At 66.4% G+C, this 15,284-nt stretch carries 13 protein-coding genes; 7 read left to right on the top strand and 6 right to left on the bottom strand.

Annotated features, from left to right (window positions below; translation table 11 throughout):
- Positions 1 to 3: 3 nt before the first annotated feature.
- Positions 4 to 2,160: a malate synthase G gene (locus RBB34_RS00550; protein WP_306117228.1), complete on the bottom strand. Its 2,157-nt coding sequence runs from the start codon at positions 2,158 to 2,160 to the stop codon at positions 4 to 6.
- 178 nt (positions 2,161 to 2,338) lie between these two features.
- On the bottom strand, positions 2,339 to 3,727 hold the full coding sequence (locus RBB34_RS00545) for a cytochrome P450 (RefSeq protein ID WP_306117227.1): 1,389 nt from the start codon (positions 3,725 to 3,727) through the stop codon (positions 2,339 to 2,341).
- A 191-nt stretch (positions 3,728 to 3,918) separates the two neighbouring features.
- Between RBB34_RS00545 and RBB34_RS00540 the strand changes: the two genes are divergently transcribed.
- On the top strand, positions 3,919 to 4,962 hold the full coding sequence (locus RBB34_RS00540) for an aldo/keto reductase (RefSeq protein ID WP_306117226.1): 1,044 nt from the start codon (positions 3,919 to 3,921) through the stop codon (positions 4,960 to 4,962).
- Between the two features lie 50 nt (positions 4,963 to 5,012).
- On the opposite strand, the gene RBB34_RS00535 is transcribed toward RBB34_RS00540, so the two are convergent.
- Entirely contained in the window at positions 5,013 to 5,690 is a 678-nt protein-coding gene (locus RBB34_RS00535; protein ID WP_306117225.1) for a DNA alkylation repair protein, read from the bottom strand.
- A gap of 160 nt (positions 5,691 to 5,850) precedes the next feature.
- Here RBB34_RS00535 and RBB34_RS00530 point away from each other — a divergent pair, with 160 nt between their 5' ends.
- Positions 5,851 to 6,207 carry a VOC family protein gene (locus tag RBB34_RS00530; protein ID WP_306117224.1) on the top strand — a complete coding sequence of 119 codons (357 nt, stop codon included), beginning with the start codon at positions 5,851 to 5,853 and terminating at the stop codon, positions 6,205 to 6,207.
- Between the two features lie 24 nt (positions 6,208 to 6,231).
- Here RBB34_RS00530 and RBB34_RS00525 read toward each other — a convergent pair whose 3' ends face one another.
- Complete coding sequence (locus RBB34_RS00525) at positions 6,232 to 6,504, bottom strand: usg protein (RefSeq protein WP_306117223.1); 273 nt, start codon at positions 6,502 to 6,504, stop codon at positions 6,232 to 6,234.
- Positions 6,505 to 6,760: 256 nt separating this feature from the next.
- Between RBB34_RS00525 and gyrB the strand changes: the two genes are divergently transcribed.
- Complete coding sequence (gene gyrB, locus RBB34_RS00520) at positions 6,761 to 9,223, top strand: DNA topoisomerase (ATP-hydrolyzing) subunit B (protein WP_306117222.1); 2,463 nt, start codon at positions 6,761 to 6,763, stop codon at positions 9,221 to 9,223.
- Between the two features lie 49 nt (positions 9,224 to 9,272).
- Here gyrB and RBB34_RS00515 read toward each other — a convergent pair whose 3' ends face one another.
- Positions 9,273 to 10,496 carry a DEAD/DEAH box helicase gene (locus RBB34_RS00515; protein WP_306117221.1) on the bottom strand — a complete coding sequence of 408 codons (1,224 nt, stop codon included), beginning with the start codon at positions 10,494 to 10,496 and terminating at the stop codon, positions 9,273 to 9,275.
- 342 nt (positions 10,497 to 10,838) lie between these two features.
- On the opposite strand from RBB34_RS00515, the gene RBB34_RS00510 reads away from it, so the two are divergent.
- The 4 genes from RBB34_RS00510 (at position 10,839) to RBB34_RS00495 (ending at position 14,226) form a co-directional block, all read left to right on the top strand.
- Positions 10,839 to 11,060, top strand: a complete 222-nt coding sequence (locus RBB34_RS00510; protein ID WP_306117220.1) for a hypothetical protein — start codon at positions 10,839 to 10,841, stop codon at positions 11,058 to 11,060.
- 78 nt (positions 11,061 to 11,138) lie between these two features.
- Positions 11,139 to 12,563, top strand: a complete 1,425-nt coding sequence (locus RBB34_RS00505) for a cytochrome ubiquinol oxidase subunit I (RefSeq protein ID WP_306117219.1) — start codon at positions 11,139 to 11,141, stop codon at positions 12,561 to 12,563.
- An 11-nt stretch (positions 12,564 to 12,574) separates the two neighbouring features.
- Positions 12,575 to 13,576, top strand: coding sequence for a cytochrome d ubiquinol oxidase subunit II (locus RBB34_RS00500; RefSeq protein ID WP_306117460.1), 1,002 nt, complete (start codon positions 12,575 to 12,577; stop codon positions 13,574 to 13,576).
- 35 nt (positions 13,577 to 13,611) lie between these two features.
- Positions 13,612 to 14,226 (top strand): alpha-ketoglutarate-dependent dioxygenase AlkB, encoded by a 615-nt coding sequence (locus tag RBB34_RS00495; protein ID WP_306117218.1) that lies wholly within the window; start codon positions 13,612 to 13,614, stop codon positions 14,224 to 14,226.
- A gap of 76 nt (positions 14,227 to 14,302) precedes the next feature.
- Here RBB34_RS00495 and coaA read toward each other — a convergent pair whose 3' ends face one another.
- Entirely contained in the window at positions 14,303 to 15,283 is a 981-nt protein-coding gene (gene coaA, locus RBB34_RS00490) for a type I pantothenate kinase (RefSeq protein ID WP_306117459.1), read from the bottom strand.
- Between the last annotated feature and the right edge of the window lies 1 nt (position 15,284).

Raw genomic sequence — 15,284 nt, 5'->3', positions numbered from 1 at the left:
GGGCTACCCGTCCGCCTTCAGCTCCAGCCGGCGCGCGTGCAGGATCGGCTCGGTGTAGCCCGAGGGCTGCTCGCGGCCCTTCAGGACCAGTTCGAGCGCGGCCTGAAACGCGATCGAGGCGTCGTAATCGTCGGCCATCGGGCGATAGGCCGGATCGCCGGCATTCTGCCGGTCGACGACCCTGGCCATCTTCTTCATGGTCTCGACCACCTGCTCTTCGGTGACCACGCCGTGATGCAGCCAGTTTGCCATGTGCTGGGAGGAGATGCGCAACGTGGCGCGATCCTCCATCAGGGCAATGTCGTTGATGTCGGGCACCTTGGAGCAGCCGACGCCCTGGTCGACCCAGCGCACCACATAGCCAAGGATGCCTTGCGCATTGTTGTCGAGCTCAGCCTGGATGTCCTGGGGCGTCCAGTTGGGCTGGCGGGCAACGGGCACGGACAGAATGTCGTCCAGGCTGGCGCGCGGACGGTCCTTGAGTTGCGCCTGGACGGCGAAGACATCGACGGCGTGATAGTGCGTGGCGTGCAGGGTCGCGGCGGTCGGCGAGGGTACCCAGGCGGTGTTGGCGCCGGATCGGGGATGGCCGAGCTTCTGGTCGAGCATGGCGGCCATCAGATCCGGCATCGCCCACATGCCCTTGCCGATCTGCGCCCGGCCCGAAAGGCCGCAGGCGAGCCCGATATCGACGTTCCAGTCCTCATAGGCGGCGATCCAGGCAGCGGACTTCATGTCCGCCTTGCGGATCATCGGCCCCGCTTCCATGGCGGTGTGGATCTCGTCGCCCGTGCGGTCGAGGAAACCGGTATTGATGAAGACGACACGGTCACTGGCGGCGCGGATGCACTCCTTCAGGTTGACCGTGGTGCGCCGCTCCTCGTCCATGATGCCCATCTTGATGGTGGCCGGCGCCATGCCGAGCGCCGCCTCGACGCGGCAGAAAAGGTCCACCGCGAAGGCGACCTCCTCGGGGCCGTGCATCTTCGGCTTGACGACATACATCGAGCCGGTGGCCGAGTTGGCGCGCCGGCCGTTCGGACCGATGTCGTGCAGCGCGATCAGCGCGGTACACATGGCATCCATGATGCCTTCGGGGATCTCGCTGCCATCCTCGAGCACGATGGCGGGATTGGTCATCAGATGGCCGACATTGCGCACCAGCATGAGCGCGCGGCCCTTGAGCGTCTTGGCCGTGCCGTCGGGCGCGGTGAAGACCGGATCGGGGTTGAGCCGGCGCGTAAAGATCCTGTCGCCCTTGGTGACCTGTTCTTCAAGGTCGCCCTTCATCAGGCCGAGCCAGTTGCCGTAGACGAGCGTCTTGTCGGCGGCGTCGACCGCGGCGACCGAATCCTCGCAATCCATGATCGTGGTCACGGCCGATTCCAGGACGACATCGGCAATATGGGCGGGATCGGTCTTGCCGATCGGGTTCGTGGCGTCGATGACGACGCGCACATGCAGGCCGTTGTTGACGAGAACAACCGCGTCCGGGGACCTCGCCTCGCCTTGATGGCCGGCGAACCGATCGGCCTCGCGCAGCCCGGCGATCCGGCCGTCCTCCATCTGAACGGCCAGTGCGCCGTCCTCGACGGCAAGCGCGCGCGCCTCGCGCCAGTCGCCGTCGAGCGCAAAGTGCCCATTGAGAAAGTCGCGCGCCCAGGCGATGACGCGTTTGCCGCGATCGGGGTCGTAGTCCGCGCCCTGCGGCAGATCGCCGAGCGCGTCGGTGCCATAGAGCGCGTCATAGAGCGAACCCCAGCGGGCATTGGCGGCATTGAGCGCGAAACGCGCATTCATGATCGGCACGACGAGCTGGGGACCTGCGACCGAGGCGATCTCCGGATCGACATTGGCCGTGGTGACGGAGAAATCGGCGCCCTCGGGCAGCAGATAGCCGATCTCGGTCAGGAATGCCCTGTAGGCCGCCATGTCCGATGGCGCACCGTTCTCGCGATGCCAGGCATCGAGCCGGTCCTGAAGTTCGGCGCGCTTTCCAAGAAGGGCGCGATTGGACGGCGCCAGATCGTGGGCGATTTCGGAGAAGGCGGCGAAGAAGGCGTCAGGCTCGACGCCGGTGCCGGGGATGGCGGCGTCCACGAGAAAGTCGTGCAGCCCCTTGTCGATCTGCAGTCCGTGGCGGTCGATGCGTTCGGCCATGATGCGCTCCCGGCTCCGGTGATGTCGGGTTGCCATAGAAAGCAGCGTCCATTGCCGTCAATCAGGCGAAAGTGCGAAGCTTCTTTTCCGTCAAGGCACAAATGGGCCGGCATTGCCCTGCATCTGTCATGGCCCGTGCCGAGAAAAGCGCCGATGCGCCGGATCACCATCGCCTCCGCTACCGCCTGACCACGCGCATCGGAAGGCCGTCCTTGGCCTGCACGGTCAGCTTCTGCACAGGCCAGGGGGCGAGGTCCGGGGTCGGTTCGAAGCCGAACTCGTTGAGCAAGAGCGCCAGCGCGATCACCGCCTCCTGAAGCGCGAAGGTGGCGCCGATGCAAACGCGCGGGCCGACGCCGAAGGGCAGATACTGGAAACGGTCGATCGCATCGCGGTTGTGCGGCCAGAAGCGTGACGGCTGGAAGGCATTGGGGTGGTCCCAGAACATGCGGTGCCGGTGCAGCACCCAGGGCATGACCAGCACCGTCGTGCCGGCAGCGATCGCCACCTGCGTGCCGTCCCTGAAGGTGAACACCTCGTCGTTTACCGCCATGCGGTTGATCGACGGCGCGGGCGGATAGAGCCGCATCGCCTCCTCGAAGGCCGCGCGGGTCTTCGGCATGCGATCGAGCCATTCCACCGGCGGCGGGTCGTCCGCCAGCACCGCGGCGATCTCCTCTTCGACGAGCACCCGCTCATGCGGCGCGTTGGCGAGCAGGTAGAGCGTCCACCCCAGCGCGCGCGCCGTGGTCTCGTGGCCGGCACCGATGAAGGTGATCAGATTGTCCTCGATCTCGCCGGCGGTCAGTCCGTCGGGCCCTTCCGCCCTGAGCAGCAGGGTCAGGAAGTCGTCGTGCACCGTCTCGGGCGCCGATCTCATCGTTTCGCGGCGCGCCTTAATGGTGTCGCGCACCACCTTGCGGAACTTGGCCATGGTCGACCGGCCGCGCACCCGCTGAACGCGCGGCACCCATTGCGGCGCCTTGAGCAGATCGAGCGGATCGACCCGGCCCATGGTCGACAGCAGACGGTCGACATCGTCGGCAAAGTCCATCCCGCCGGTCCTGATCTCGTCGGAGAACAGGGTCGTCGCCAGGATCTCGTAGGTCAGATCCGTCATGTCGTGGGCGATGTCGCGCACCGTGCCCTGGGCGGTCCGATAGCGGTCGAGGAAACTGTCGGCCCGGGCGCGCATCATGTCGGCAAAGCCCTTGATGTGGCGCGGCGTGAACACCGGGGCCATCGCCTTGCGCGAACGGCGCCAGACCTCGCCCTCGGCGGTCAGCAGCCCGTCACGCAGGATCGGCCGCAGGATGAGCTGGCGCACGCGCGCCATGCGGTAGTTGGCCTGGTTGTCGACGAGCACATGCCGGATCAGCTCGGGATGATTGCAGATCAGCGTCGTCTCGTTCAGGAAACGCGTGCTGATATGCGTACGCGTGTAGGAGGGCTCGCCCCACAGTTCGAGCGGGTTGCGCATGATCGTGCGCACCACTTCGAGCCGCGTCGGAATGTGGGTGCGCGGCACCGGATGGGGCGGCACGAAGGGCTGGGGCTTGGCATCCATGGGCGTTCGGCGTCCTGTCGCCAGTGAGTATGGGCCACGATCATGGCCGGTCAACGGCGCGGGGTGCGGCCATTCGCGCCGATCGGGACCCCGCGGCACCGCCATGGTGCAACGCACGGGTGGCGCAATGCGCCGCGGCGGGCTAGACAGGAGACCTCGAAACGGCCTTCCACCACATCCGGGGAACCTCCATGCGAATGCGCAAGCTCGGCCGCACCGGCCTGAACGTGTCCGAGATCTGCCTGGGCACCATGACCTGGGGATCGCAGAACACCGAGGAGGAGGCTCATGCGCAGATGAGCTACGCGCTCGAGGCGGGCGTGAACTTCTTCGACACCGCCGAGATGTATCCCACCACGCCCTTTGCCCTTCAGACCGCCGGGCGCACCGAAGAGTTCATCGGAAGCTGGCTCGCCGAGGGCGGGCGCCGCGACAAGGTGATCCTGGCCAGCAAGGTGATCGGTCCGGGCGGGCACGGCATCGATGGCGGCAAGCCAATCACGCCGGCCAAGATCCGCAAGGCCTGCGAGCGCAGCCTGAAACGGCTGCGGACCGACCATATCGACCTGTACCAGATCCACTGGCCGAACCGCGGCTCCTATCACTTCCGTCAGCACTGGGACTATGCGCCCGAAAAGCAGGACAGGAAGAAGGCGGTGGCCGATATCGAGGCGACGCTGGCCACGCTCGACGAACTGGTCAAGGCCGGCAAGGTGCGCCATGTCGGCCTGTCCAACGAGACCGTGTGGGGCACGATGCACTATCTGCGCATCGCCGAGGAGAAGGGCTATCCGCGCGTTCAGTCCATGCAGAACGAGTATTCGCTTCTGCACCGGCTTTACGACCTCGATTTCGCCGAGCTGGCCCATCACGAGCATGTCGGCCTTTTGACATATTCGCCGCTGGCGGCCGGTCTGCTGACGGGCAAATATGCCGGCGGTGCGGTGCCCGAGGGCTCGCGGCTGACGATCCACGAAACCCTGGGCGGACGCGTCTCGCCCTATGTCGAACCGGCGCTGAGCGAATATCTCGACGTTGCGCGCAAACACGGACTCGACCCGGCGCAGATGGCGCTGGCATGGTGCCTGACCCGGCCGTTCATGACCGCGGTGATCATCGGGGCGACATCCATGGACCAGCTCAAGACCTGCATCGATGCCAAGGATGTGAAGCTCGACGAGGCCGTGCTCGCCGACATCGAGCAGGTCCATCGCCGCTGGCCAATCCCGATGTGAGGGCTGAAGCCGGCGCAATTTGCCGGCTAATTCCGGTTCGACAAAGCCGGCTAACGGTTCACGCGTTCCTGCACCTTGGCGCTTTCGAGCTCCCGCAGCGCATGGCGGCCGATCCATCGGCGCGCCGGCGTATCGGCATCCATCAGCACCGCGCAAGTCCGGCGCGCGGACGCGTTGAGGTTCGCATTGCGCTTGCCGACGGCGCGCAGGGCCATGTCGACCGCCTTCTTGACCAGCGGCCGGGCATCCTCCGGCGCGGCCTCGATCAGCGCCAGCGCCTTTTCGAACGCGGCATCGCCGGCCGCCTTGTCGTGCACCGACAGCGCCCACACCAGAGCATAGGCCGCCCGGCGCACGAATTCCGCCTCGCGCGGAGCCCATTCATGGACCTTGGCCCAGGCGAACGGCGTCCTGTCGAAGAGCACGAAACAGGTGTGATCGCAGATCGCCCAACTGTCGAAATCGGCGCACCACCGGTCCATCACCGCCTCGGACAGCCGCGCCGGATCGGCGATCTCCGCGGCGAGCACGCGCGCCTCGTATTTGCCGATATCCCAGAGGGCGAGCGCCAGATCGTGATCGCGGCCGATCGCTTTTGCCTTGCGCTTGAGATCGCCCATGGCGATGCCGAAGGCGTTGTCGCCGGGAATGTTGTAGCGCGCCATCGAGGCCAGGCCTTCGGGCGTGCCGTTTCCGGCGAGCCAGGCAAGGATTGCGTCAACCGTCATGGGGCTATCGTTGGTCGGCGATCGTGTCATCGCTGCCTCCGGCGGTGCTGGCGCCGCATCATGCCACGAGCCCCTTGTGCCGGCTCATGGAAAACGCCCTGCCCTTCGTGTGCAAGCTGTGGCACAATGGCGCCGTGGGGTCGATGACGAGGTACGATCCATGGCAAAGGCAACGGGCATTGGCGGCGTGTTTTTTCGCGCCCGCGACCCCGAGGCGCTCAAGGCGTGGTACGCGACCCATCTGGGCGTCGACAGCGCGCCGGTCTGGATGCAGCAGGCCGGGCCGACCGTGTTCGCACCATTTGCCGAGGACACCGACTACTTTGCGGCGGACAAGTCCTTCATGATCAATTTTCGTGTCGACGATCTCGACGCGATGATCGCGCGATTGCAGCAGGCCGGGATCGCCGTCGAGACCCGCGCCGAGTGGGACGCGCATCCGGAAGTGGGCCGCTTCGCGCGCATCCACGACCCCGAAGGCAACCCGGTCGAGCTGTGGCAGCCGGCAAGCAGATGAGCGCCGCAGCCGACCGCGCATCCCTCAATGCAGCACGATCTCGCCGTCCACCTTGCGCCATTCGCCGGGGCTGATCAGCTTCTTGTGGGTGTAGCGCACCGAGTGCAGCGGGCCGTCGAGATTTTCCTCCCAGAAATCCAGAAACCGGCGCATTTCGGGGAACTTCGGCGCCAGGTCGTAATGCTGCCAGATGAAGGTCTGCAGGATGCCCGGATGGTCGGGCATGCGATAAAGAATGTGCGCCGTGGTCAGCCCGTAGCCTTCCAGTTGCCGTTCCAGATCGCCGTGCGTCGTCATCGTCACCTCGTGAAATGGTCCAACGAATCATGAACTGTGGCGACTTGGAAGTAAAAAGTCAATGAATTCAGTGGCTTGGCAGCCGCACCGCCGAAGTGCTGCCAAGCCTGTCCGCAGCAGGCCCGCCGCGGACCGCAACTGCGGTGGGCACCCTCGGCGCGGTTTGGATTTCGGGCCGAAAAACCCTATATGACAGCAATGACTTGCCGCCGATTCGCGCAATCGGGCGCGGGCGGGAACCTGGACAAAAGGCCGCATGAGCGACGCACCCGAACAATCCCTCCCCGATGCCGACACGACGAGCAATGGCGATTACGGCGCCGGATCGATCAAGGTCCTCAAGGGCCTTGACGCGGTGCGCAAGCGTCCGGGCATGTATATCGGCGACACCGATGACGGCTCGGGCCTGCACCACATGGTCTACGAGGTCGTCGACAACGCCATCGACGAGGCGCTGGCCGGCCATGCCGACCGGGTCACGGTCACGCTCAATGCCGACGGCTCGGTCACGGTCACCGACAACGGCCGCGGCATTCCGGTCGACATCCACGAGGGCGAGGGCGTCTCGGCGGCCGAGGTGATCATGACGCAGCTGCATGCCGGCGGCAAGTTCGACCAGAATTCCTACAAGGTCTCGGGCGGGCTGCACGGCGTCGGCGTCTCCGTGGTCAACGCGCTGTCGGTCTGGCTGACCATGAAGATCGGCCGCAACGGCAAGTTCCACGAGATGCGCTTTTCGAACGGCGTGGCCGACGCGCCGCTGGCCGTCACCGGCGAGGCGGGCGACTTCACGGGCACCGAGATCACCTTCATGCCCTCCACAGAGACGTTCTCGCAGACCGAGTTCTCCTTCGACACGCTCGAACACCGGCTGCGCGAACTGGCCTTTCTCAATTCGGGCGTGCACATCGTGCTCACCGATGCGCGCCACGCCGACAAGCGGGTCGTCGACCTGAAATATGACGGCGGGCTGGAGGCGTTCGTGCGCTGGCTCGACCGCGCCAGGAAGCCGCTCATCGACACGCCCGTGGTCATCCATGGCGAGCGCGACGGCATCACGGTGGAGGCGGCGCTGTGGTGGAACGACAGCTACCACGAAAACTTGCTGTGCTTTACCAACAACATCCCGCAGCGCGACGGCGGCACCCATCTGGCCGGTTTTCGCGGCGCGCTGACCCGGCAGGTCAACGGCTATGCCGAGGCCTCCGGGCTCGCCAAGAAGGAAAAGGTCTCGCTGACGGGCGACGATTGCCGCGAAGGGCTGACCTGCGTGCTGTCGGTGAAGGTTCCGGACCCGAAATTTTCCTCCCAGACCAAGGACAAGCTGGTCTCCTCGGAGGTGCGGCCGGTGGTCGAGGGCCTGGTCAACGAGACGCTCGGCGAGTGGCTGGAGGAGCACCCGGCCGAGGCCAAGACGCTGGTCTCGAAAGTGGTCGAGGCCGCCGCCGCGCGCGAGGCGGCGCGCAAGGCGCGCGAGTTGACCCGCCGCAAGGGCGCGCTCGACATCACATCGCTGCCCGGCAAGCTGGCCGACTGCCAGGAGCGCGATCCGGCCAAGTCCGAAATCTTCATCGTCGAGGGCGATTCGGCGGGCGGGTCAGCCAAGTCGGGCCGCTCGCGCAAGAACCAGGCGATCCTGCCGCTGCGCGGCAAGATCCTCAATGTCGAGCGCGCGCGCTTCGACCGCATGCTCGGTTCCGACCAGGTCGGCACGCTGATCACCGCGCTGGGCGCGGGCATCGGCAAGGACGAGTTCGACCCCGACAAGCTGCGCTATCACAAGATCATCATCATGACGGACGCCGACGTCGACGGCGCCCATATCCGCACGCTGCTGCTGACCTTCTTCTTCCGGCAGATGCCCGAGATCATCGAGCGCGGGCACCTTTATATCGCCCAGCCGCCGCTCTACAAGGTGACCCGCGGCAAGGCCTCGCAGTACCTCAAGGACGAGGCGGCGATGGAGAGCTATCTCGTCGATGTCGGGCTCGAGGAGGCGGTGCTGGAGACCGCCAATGGCGACATTCGCGCCGGCAACGATCTGCGCGCGCTGATCGAGACCTGCCTGCGCGCGCGGTCGGTGCTCGAGGGCCTGCATTCGCGCTATGACCGGGCCGTGGTCGAACAGGCCTGGCTCGGTGGCGCGCTGGATCCGGCGCTTCTGACCGATCTGGGCCGTGCCGCCGACATCGCCTCGACGGTCGCCGGCCGGCTCGACATGATCTCCGAGGAGACCGAGCGCGGCTGGACCGGGCGCATCAACCCGTCCAACGAGGGCGATGGCGGCTTCATCTTCGAGCGCACGGTGCGCGGCGTGAAGGAGGCGATGATCATCGATGCCGGGCTGATGCAGTCGGCCGACGCGCGCGCGCTCAACGGCCTGACGCCGCGGCTGGAGGTAGCCTTCGACGCGCCGGCCACGCTGCGCCGCAAGGAAACGGCCAAGACCATCAACGCGCCGACCGAGCTCATCGACACCATCTTCGACACCGCCCGCAAGGGGCTGACACTGCAACGCTACAAGGGGCTCGGAGAGATGGATGCCGAGCAGCTCTGGGAGACCACGCTCGACCCCGAGGCGCGCTCGCTGCTGCAGGTCAAGGTGACCGACGCCACCGACGCGGATTCGCTGTTCAGCCGGCTGATGGGCGACGAGGTCGAGCCGCGCCGCGAGTTCATCCAGGACAACGCGCTGTCGGTGGCGAACCTGGATATCTGAGGCAGGCCGCGACCGGCGGTCGTGCGACCGCCAGCGGCATGCGAGCGCTTCAGGCGGCGGCGCGCATCTTCGTACGCGACCTGTTGCGGCGGGGCCGTGCCGGCCTGGCGGCTCGCGGCTTGCCGGAATTTGCGGCCAGCGGATGCCAGGGTTGGCCGCCGCCGACCGGGATCGACGCCTTGAGCAGCTTCTGGATGTCCTTCAGCGCCGCCGACTCGTCGGCCGAGCAGAAGGCGACCGCGCGCCCATCGGCGCCGGCGCGGGCCGTGCGGCCGATCCGGTGCACATAGTTCTCGGCGACGTTCGGCAGGTCGTAATTGTAAACGTGCCCGACGCCTTCGATGTCCAGCCCCCGGGCCGCCACATCGGTGGCGACCAGCACCTTAGTCGTGCCCTTTCGGAAGGCGGCAATGGTGCGCTCGCGCTGGCCCTGGCTCTTGTTGCCGTGGATCGAGCCGGCGGCGAAACCGGCCTTGGCGAGCTGTTTCATGATCCGCTCGGCACCATGCTTGGTGCGCGCGAACACCAGCGAGCGCTCGCCGGGGTGGTCGGCAAGCATGGTCTTGAGCAGGGCGAGCTTTTCGGGCTGGGCGACGAAATGCACCCACTGGTCGATCCTGTCGACCGCAAGCCCCGGACGGGCCACCTCGATGCGGACCGGATCGGTCTGATAACCGCGCGAGAGCTCCTCGATCTGGCGCGGCATGGTGGCCGAAAACAGCATGGTCTGGCGCCTTGCGGGCAGCAGCCGGGCGATGCGCCGGAGCGCGTGGATGAAGCCCATGTCGAGCATCTGATCGGCTTCGTCGAGCACCAGAAAGCGCGTGTCGTCGAGCGACAGCGCCTTGCGCTCGATCAGGTCGATCAGACGGCCGGGCGTGGCGACGAGAAGGTCGACGCCCTTGCGCAGCGTGTCGGCCTGCCGGTTCATCGAGGCGCCGCCGACCACGAGCGAAACCCGCAGATGCGAGCCGCGGGTGAAGTCGCCCAGCGTGTCGGCGATCTGTTTGGCGAGTTCGCGTGTCGGCGCCAGAACGAGGCCGACGGGCCTTTTGGGCTCGGGCCGGACGCCGGTCTTGCCCAGCGCGTGCACGAGCGGCAGGCCGAAGGCGGCGGTCTTGCCGGTCCCGGTCTGGGCGAGGCCGATCACGTCGCGGCCGGCGAGTGCGTGGGGGATGGCCTGCGCCTGGATCGGCGTGGGCGTGACGAGCCCGCCTTCGGCGAGGCGGGCGGTGAGGCGGGGCGCGAGCCCCAGCGATTGAAAGTCCATCATGTTCCTTCGGGCGGGCGCGCGGCCCGCATTGCTTGGCCGCCGGCCCCGCGATCCGGGTCCGGTCGGTAACGCGACGCGCGCAAGCCGGCCGCACGATGAACGTGCCGGGCCGCATCTTGCGCCGCTTCCTGCGTGAAGGGGGAAACTGTCGTCTGAACGTCGGCCTTGGCGGCGCCCGTGGCGCCCTCTGCTCACGCGGCAGGGCTGACGACGTGGCCCTCAGATCGGACGTTCGGGCGGACAAGTCAACCCATGACGCGCAACTTCCTGCCGCCGCCTTGCGCCGGAGGGCGCATCGAGGCGCCATGCGTGCTATGCTGACAGGCAAGAAAGGCAGACGGCGTGAGCGATCCATTGGACACGTTCTTCGGTATTCCGAGTTCCTGGACACTTGGCGAGCTCTCCGGGTCGGGCCATCGCGTGGTGTTCGAATGCGTTCATTGCGGGCATCGCGCGCCGCTCGATCTCGAAGCGCTCATCCGCAAGCACGGGCCGCGGACGCGGATCGCCTATTTCAGGCGCAACATGGCCTGCATCCGCTGCGGGCGAACCGGGCAGGGCTGATCGGCGGCAGGCTGCGGCAGCGTGTCATCTCCCGGCCGTAGGGACCGGGAACCATATCCGCACCGAAAGGTTGTGGCTATGGCAGAATCCGTCTTCGATCCCTTCATCCTGTCGCGCATCCAGTTCGCGGCGAACATCACCTTCCATATCCTGTTCCCGACGATCACGATCGCGCTGGGGTGGGTGCTGCTGTATTTCAAGCTGCGCTACAGCCGCTCGGGCGATGAAGCGTGGATGCAGGCCTATTTCTTCTGGGTGAAGATCTTTGCCCTGTCCTTTGCGATGGGCGTGGTCTCCGGCATCACCATGAGCTTCCAGTTCGGCACCAACTGGCCGGGCTTCATGGAGACCGTCGGCAATGTCGCCGGTCCGCTGCTCGCCTATGAGGTGCTGACCGCGTTCTTCCTGGAGGCGGTTTTCGTCGGCATCATGCTGTTCGGCTTCAGGCGCGTGTCGAACCGGGTGCATACGCTGGCGACTTTCCTGGTCGCCTTCGGCACCACGATGAGCGCCTTCTGGATCCTGGTGCTGAACTCGTGGATGCATACGCCGGCCGGGTTCGAGATGCGCGAGGGCGTCGCGCACGCCACCGACTGGTGGGCGATCGTCTTCAACCCTTCCATGCCCTACCGGCTCGCGCACATGCTGCTTGCCTCGGGTCTGACGGTGGCCTTCCTCATCGCGGGCATTTCGGCGCTGCGCTACCTGCTGGGCGATCGCTCGGCGGCCATGCGCAAGGCGCTGAACACTGGCATCGTTCTGGGCGCGGTCCTGATCCCGATCCAGATTTTCGCGGGCGACCTGCACGGGCTGAACACGCTCGAGCACCAGCCGGCCAAGGTCGCCGCCATGGAAGGGCATTGGGAAACCAAGAGCGGCGCGCCGCTGATCGTGTTCGCCCTGCCGGACGAGCAGGCGCGCGAGAACCGCCTGGAGCTCGGTATTCCGGGCCTGGCCAGTCTGATTCTGACCCATTCCTGGGACGGCGAGGTGCCGGGGCTGAACGATTTCGTGCTGGAGGACGGCACGGTGAAGCACCCGCCGGTGGTGCCGGTCTTCTTCGCCTTCCGCATCATGGTCGGCATCGGCGTGCTGATGCTGGCGGCAAGCTGGGTCGGCGCGTGGTACCTTTGGCGGCGTCGGGCGAGCGACGATGCGCTGCCGCGCTGGCTGGCCATGGCCTTCGTGCCGATGGCCCTGTCGGGCTGGGTCGCCACCATCGCCGGCTGGTATGTCACCGAGATCGGCCGCCAGCCCTGGCTGGTGACGGGCGTGATGACGACAAGCGACGCGCTCGGCCCCGTCGCAGGCGGCATGGTGATGTCGACCCTGCTCGCCTATCTGGCGGTCTATGTCCTGCTGCTTGGCGCCTACGCCTTCGTGATCGTGCGCCTTGCCAGCAAGGCGGCGAAGGCCGGCGGGTCCGACAGGCCCGAACCCGATCCGGCGGGCGGCACCGCCATTCCCGGCGGTCGGGACGCCATGCCCGTGGTAGCGGAGTAGGTATCATGGACGTGTCCCTCATATACCCGCATCTGCCGGTGATCTTTGCCGTGCTGATGGGCATTTCGATCCTGGTCTATGTCATCCTGGATGGCTTCGATCTGGGCGTGGGCATCCTGTTCGCGGTCGCGCCTGTCGAGGATCGCGACCGGATGATCGCCTCGATCGGCCCGTTCTGGGATGCCAACGAGACCTGGCTGGTGCTGGCGATCGGCATCCTGCTCGTCGCCTTTCCGATCGCCCATGGCGTGATCCTGACGGCGCTCTATCTGCCCGTGGCGGTCATGCTGATCGGGCTGATCGCCCGCGGCATCGCCTTCGAATTCCGCGCCAAGGCGAATGCCGACGAGAAATGGCTGTGGAACCGGGTGTTCTTCGGCGGCTCGCTGGTGACCGCACTTGCCCAGGGCTACATGCTCGGCGCCTATGTGCTCGGCCTGCGCGGCGACATGATCGGCGTTCAGTTCGGGCTCGTGGTCGCGCTGTGCCTGACCGCCACCTATGCCGCCACCGGCGCGGCCTGGCTGATCTACAAGACCGAGGGCGATCTGCAAAAGCGCGCGGTCGGCTGGATGCAGCGGGCGCTGCTGTTCACCATGATCGGCATGCTCGCCATTTCGCTTGCAACGCCGCTTGCCAGCGCGCGCATCTTCGACAAGTGGTTCTCGGTGCCCGAGATCGTGTTCCTGGCGCCCCTGCCGCTGATGGCGGGCTTTCTGTTCGGCTTCCTGTTCTGGCAGCTTGCCTATCTGCCAGACCGCAATGACCGGTTCTCGCTCGTGCCGTTCATCGCCATGACGGCGATCCTGGCGCTCGGATTTGCCGGGCTCGCCTATTCGTTCTATCCCTATGTCGTTCCCGACCGGTTGACGATCTACGAGGCGTCGGCCGCGCCCGAAAGCCTGATCATCATTCTGGCGGGCACGCTGGTGGTGTTGCCGGTGATCGCCGGCTATTCGGTGTTTGCCTACCGTGTGTTTGGCGGCAAGGCGACCGAGTTGCGCTACGATTGACCGAAGGATCGCCGATCCGCATGCGGACCGACCCCATGGCATCCCTGCCCGAAGGCGTGCAGCATCTGCCCGCCGCGCTGGACGCCGATGAACAGCGGGCGCTGCTGGCCGATATCCGTGCCGTGGTCGGCAAGGCGCCGCTGTTCGTGCCGGTCATGCCGCGCACCGGCAAGCCGATGAGCGTGAAGATGACCAATTGCGGCGCGCTCGGCTGGCTGACCGACAAGCTGGGCGGCTATCGCTACCAGCCGACCCATCCGGTGACGGGCGCGCCATGGCCGCCCATGCCGGACAGCGTGGTCGCGCTCTGGGACCGGTTCGCCGGCTATCCGCACGCGCCCGAAGCCTGCCTGATCAATTTCTATGCGCCGGACGCCAGGATGGGCCTGCACCAGGATCGCGACGAAGACGACTTCGACGCGCCGGTGGTGTCGGTCTCGCTGGGCGATGACTGCCGGTTCCGCATCGGCGGCAGCAAGCGCGGCGGCAAGACCATCTCGCTGCGGCTGCAATCGGGTGACGTGCTGGTGCTGGGCGGCGCCTCGCGGCTCGCCTATCACGGCGTCGACCGGATCGACGCTGGCACCTCGATGCTGCTGAAGCAGCCCGGCCGCATCAATCTGACGCTTCGGCGGGTGACGGCGCCCTGATCCGTCTCGAATGGCTCATGCTGCCGGCATCCTTCACCCTTCCCAAGCCGGCGGAAGGGATGACGGTGGGGCAACCTCACAGCTTCCTGAGCAGCACCGATTCGACCAGATGATCGGAGCCCTTGCGCAGGATCAGATCGGCGCGCGGGCGCGTGGGTAGGATGTTCTCGCGCAGATTCTTCAGGTTGATGTTGACCCAGAGCCCCTCGGCGATCGCGCGGGCGGCATCGGTGGAAAGCTGCGAATAGCGATGGAAGAAGGATTTGGGGTCGCGGAATGCCGTCTCGCGCAGGCGCATGAAGCGCTCAAGGAACCAGTCGCGGATCAGCCCGTCATCGGCATCGATATAGATCGAGAAATCGAAGAAGTCGGACACGAACGGAATGGTGCGGCCGTCCTCGGGCAGGTCGCGGACCTGAAGCACGTTGATGCCCTCGAAGATCAGGATATCCGGCCGGTCGATGGTCTGGTAGCGGCCCGGCAGCACATCATAGGTCAGATGCGAGTAGAGCGGCGCCGAGACCTTGCCCTCGCCTGCCTTGATCGCCGACAGAAAGCGCAGGATCGCGGCGACATCATAGCTTTCGGGAAAGCCCTTGCGCTCCATCAGGCCGCGGGCGCGCAATTGCGCGTTCGGCAACAGGAAGCCGTCCGTCGTCACCAGGTCGACCTTGGGGCTGGACGGCCAGCGCGCCAGCAGTTCGGTGAGGATGCGTGCCGTGGTCGACTTGCCGACCGCCACCGAACCGGCAATGCCGATGATGAAGGGCGTCTTGATGGCGTCGGGGAAGTTCAGGAAGCGCTTGCGCTGCTGGAACAGCCCCTGCGAAGCCTCGACATGGGCCGACAACAGCCGGGAGATCGACAGATAGATGCGCCGGACCTCGTCGAGATCGACGGGGTCGTTCAGCGAACGCAGGCGTTCGACCTCCTCGGCGCTGAGCGTCAGCGGCGTGTCGGCACGGAACTCGGCCCAGCGCTCGGCCGTGAAATGGCGATAGGGAGACACCTCGCCGCCGGCGAGCTGGTCGATTGTGGTCAGACCGTCGGCGAACATC

It is taken from the genome of Roseitalea sp. MMSF_3546 (genome assembly GCF_030732865.1).
In the GTDB taxonomy this organism is placed as follows: domain Bacteria; phylum Pseudomonadota; class Alphaproteobacteria; order Rhizobiales; family Rhizobiaceae; genus Roseitalea.
Note: the sequence above shows the minus strand (reverse complement) of the source record. Positions and strands in the feature narration are given on the sequence as shown.

Coding starts and splice junctions, on each gene's coding strand:
- RBB34_RS00550 (WP_306117228.1), bottom strand. CDS start 2,160: ATGGCCGAACGCATCGACCGCCACGGACTGCAGATCGACAAGGGGCTG.
- RBB34_RS00545 (WP_306117227.1), bottom strand. CDS start 3,727: ATGGATGCCAAGCCCCAGCCCTTCGTGCCGCCCCATCCGGTGCCGCGC.
- RBB34_RS00540 (WP_306117226.1), top strand. CDS start 3,919: ATGCGAATGCGCAAGCTCGGCCGCACCGGCCTGAACGTGTCCGAGATC.
- RBB34_RS00535 (WP_306117225.1), bottom strand. CDS start 5,690: ATGACGGTTGACGCAATCCTTGCCTGGCTCGCCGGAAACGGCACGCCC.
- RBB34_RS00530 (WP_306117224.1), top strand. CDS start 5,851: ATGGCAAAGGCAACGGGCATTGGCGGCGTGTTTTTTCGCGCCCGCGAC.
- RBB34_RS00525 (WP_306117223.1), bottom strand. CDS start 6,504: ATGACGACGCACGGCGATCTGGAACGGCAACTGGAAGGCTACGGGCTG.
- gyrB (WP_306117222.1), top strand. CDS start 6,761: ATGAGCGACGCACCCGAACAATCCCTCCCCGATGCCGACACGACGAGC.
- RBB34_RS00515 (WP_306117221.1), bottom strand. CDS start 10,496: ATGATGGACTTTCAATCGCTGGGGCTCGCGCCCCGCCTCACCGCCCGC.
- RBB34_RS00505 (WP_306117219.1), top strand. CDS start 11,139: ATGGCAGAATCCGTCTTCGATCCCTTCATCCTGTCGCGCATCCAGTTC.
- RBB34_RS00495 (WP_306117218.1), top strand. CDS start 13,612: ATGGCATCCCTGCCCGAAGGCGTGCAGCATCTGCCCGCCGCGCTGGAC.
- coaA (WP_306117459.1), bottom strand. CDS start 15,283: ATGTTCGCCGACGGTCTGACCACAATCGACCAGCTCGCCGGCGGCGAG.